The 2,943-nt window shown below is 73.6% G+C and carries 3 protein-coding genes; 1 reads left to right on the forward strand and 2 read right to left on the reverse strand.

Annotated features, from left to right (window positions below; all coding sequences use genetic code 11):
- Both DBR36_RS05975 and nudC read right to left on the reverse strand, forming a co-directional pair.
- A partial coding sequence (locus DBR36_RS05975; protein ID WP_146185247.1) for an ATP-dependent helicase occupies positions 1-1,125 on the reverse strand: 1,125 nt, incomplete at its 3' end.
- Positions 1,122-2,033 carry an NAD(+) diphosphatase gene (nudC, locus tag DBR36_RS05980; RefSeq protein WP_108318005.1) on the reverse strand — a complete coding sequence of 304 codons (912 nt, stop codon included), beginning with the start codon at positions 2,031-2,033 and terminating at the stop codon, positions 1,122-1,124. The genes nudC and DBR36_RS05975, both read right to left, overlap by 4 nt.
- Positions 2,034-2,141: 108 nt before the next feature.
- Between nudC and DBR36_RS05985 the strand changes: the two genes are divergently transcribed.
- Positions 2,142-2,943, forward strand: an 802-nt coding sequence (locus DBR36_RS05985) for a phosphotransferase (protein WP_146185248.1), incomplete at its 3' end; no start/stop codon positions are given.

The raw sequence follows: 2,943 nt of genomic DNA on the forward strand, positions 1-2,943 counted from the left end.
GCCCAGGACGGATGCCGCGATCCCCACGCCCGACAGTGCACTGAGCAGGGCCGCCGACTGGGCGTGCGAGCGGTAGAGCACCGCGACGTCGTGCGGATCCACCCCGCTCGCCAGCAGGTCGCGGATCGACCGGGCGACTGCGGCCGCCTCGTCCTCGTCGTCGTCGAAAGCCCGCACGGTAGGGACGGGCGTCTCGTCCGCGCGCGCCGCCACGAGCTCGAGCGCGCCCTGCCGGCCGCGCATCAGGTCGTTCGCGACCGCGAGCACCGGCGCCGTGGAACGGTAGTTGCGCTCCAGGCGCACCACGCGGGCATCGGTGTGGGTGCGCTCGAAATCGAGCAGGTACCGCGCGTCGGCTCCGGTGAACGAGTACACGGTCTGGCTGGCGTCGCCGACGACGCACAGGTCGCGGCGATCGCCGAGCCACAGCTCGAGCACGCGGTTCTGCAGCGGCGAGACGTCCTGGTACTCGTCGACCGTGAAGTGCCGGTACTGCTCGCGGACCGCCGCGGCCACGCGCGGTTCGGCCTCGATCATGCCGGCGCACGTCAGCAGCACGTCCTCGAAGTCCATCTGGCGCCGCTCGTCCTTGAGCTTCTCGTACGCGCGCTGCAGAGCGACGACCTGGTCCACCGAGAGCCGCCCGACACCGTCCGGCCGGTCGGCCGCGTACTGCTCGATCGAGCGGAGCGTCACTTTTCTCCACTCGATGGATGCCGCGACATCCCGCAGCGTCGCGGTGTCGGGCGCGAGCCCCACACCGTCGGCCGCGTGGGCCAGCATCCGCACCTTGTTGTCGATGATCGAGGGCGCCTGATCGCCCGCCAGGGTCGGCCAGAAGAAATTGACCTGCGCGAGCGCCGCCGCGTGGAACGTCCGCGCCGACACGCCCGACACACCCAGCGCGCGCAGTCGACCGCGCATCTCGCCCGCGGCCTTGGCCGTGAACGTCACCGCCATGACTCGCTGCGGCGAGTACGCCCCGGTGTCGACGCCGTGCGCGATGCGCCGCGTGATGACGCGCGTCTTGCCGGTGCCCGCGCCGGCCAGCACGCACACCGGTCCGCGCAGCGCGCGCGCCGCCTCGAGCTGGTGCTCGTCGAGACCGTCGAGAGGGCCGGTCATGCGACGCCCCGGTACCAGTCGTCGATCAGCCGACGGGCGATGGATGCCGGCCCCGGCAGTTGCGCGACACCCTCGCCGCGCATCGCGGCGCCGATCTCGTCGCGCGAGAACCACCGCACTTCGACGATCTCTTCTCCGTCGGCCTGCGCCTCGGCGTCGTCGACGACCTCGGCGCGGAACCCGAGCATGAGCGACCGCGGGTACGGCCACGCCTGCGAGCCGCGGTACTCGACGCGGCGCAGACGCACGTTCGCCTCCTCGTTCACCTCGCGGGCGACGGTGTCTTCGAGCGACTCCCCCGCCTCGGCGAACCCCGCGAAGCAGGAGTACCGATCCCCACCCCAGGCCGCGTTCGCGCCGAGGAGCACCCGATCGTCGTCGGACGCCGAGGTGACCAGCACGATCACGGCCGGATCGGTGCGCGGGAAGTGCTCGCGCCCGCAGGCCGGGCAGTGCCGGGACCAGCCGGCGTGGCGCAGCTCGGTGCGCGTCCCGCAGGCCGGGCAGAACGGCGCATCGCGCAGCCACCCCGCAAGGGCCACGGCGGTGGTGAGCAGTTCCGCCTCGGCGGCGGGCAGGTCGCCGCCGGACGCCCGCAGCGACGCCCACTCGGCATCCGGGAATGCGATGTCGTCGGCGTCGTCGGGGAGGACCGCGAGAAGGACGGCCGCCCCGTCGGCGTCGCGTCCGAGGAACGCCCATTCCCGCACGCTCGACAGCTCGTCGACCGCGACGTACATCAGGCGACCGTCTCGCATCGGTGCCGCGTCACGGCGGACGGCGAGCACGCGGGTGCCTCGCTCGGACAGCAGCCGCGGCAGCAGGTCGGGCTCGTCGCGCTCGCCGCCGGAGCGATCGACCGGCTGGACGGCGAGGGAATCGGACGACGAAGACGCGGAAAGCGGCATCGAGCACCTCTCTGACGATGGGAGCGAGCGGGCGACCGTCGGCTCGACCTCTGCGGTCAAGGGCGTGGCGCGAGTGGCGGAGCGGGGCGCCGACCTACCCTGGGGGGCATGGCACGCTCGCCCCTCATTTTAGCCGCGTCGGCGACGACGGCCCTGCCGGGAACCGCCTTCACGAGCGCCCGTGCGCTGACCGAGAACGCGGGCGGCCGCTTCGACGCGGCACTGGCCCGCACCGACGACGGGCGACAGGTCGTCGTCCGCATGCCGGCCACCGACGACAGCGCCCACGACCTCGCGGCCGAGTCGCGCGCCCTGCACGCCCTCACCGCCGGCGTTCGCGCCCTCCTGCCCTTCGCCGTGCCCGAGGTGCTCGGCGAGAGCGGCTCGGGAGCCCAGCGCGTGCTGATCACCGAGCACATCCACGGCTACCGGATCGACCCCGCGCACCTGCCCAAGGGGCCCGGATACGCCCCGGCCATCGGCGGAGCCCTCGCGGCCGTGCACGCCCTGCCCGTGTCGATCGTGCGCACCGACGGACTGCCCGTGCGCTCGCCCGAGCAGATCCGCGACGACGTCAAGCGCCTGCTCGACCGGGCCGACGCGACCGGCCGCGTGTCCGACGACCTCATGCTGCGCTGGCGCCGCGCCCTCGAGGTCGACGACCTCTGGCGCTTCGAGTCGGCGGTCGTGCTGGGCGGAGCGACCAGCGCCTCCATCGTGCTCGCCGACGACGACGACGCGATCCCCCACGTGGTCGGCATCCTCGACTGGGCCGGCCTGAGCGTCGGCGACCCGGCCATCGACCTGAGGTGGTTGGCATCCGCTCCCCTCGCCGCCGACGACGTGCACGACGGCTACGCCTCGGCCGGCGACCGCTCCCCCGACCCCCTGCTGCGCGAACGCGCCCGCC

Source organism: Microbacterium sp. HMWF026 (assembly GCF_003061325.1).
GTDB lineage: Bacteria > Actinomycetota > Actinomycetes > Actinomycetales > Microbacteriaceae > Microbacterium > Microbacterium testaceum_E.

What these genes read in the sequence shown, in the direction of transcription:
- nudC (WP_108318005.1), bottom strand. Translation starts at nt 2,033, where the DNA reads ATGCCGCTTTCCGCGTCTTCGTCGTCCGATTCCCTCGCCGTCCAGCCG.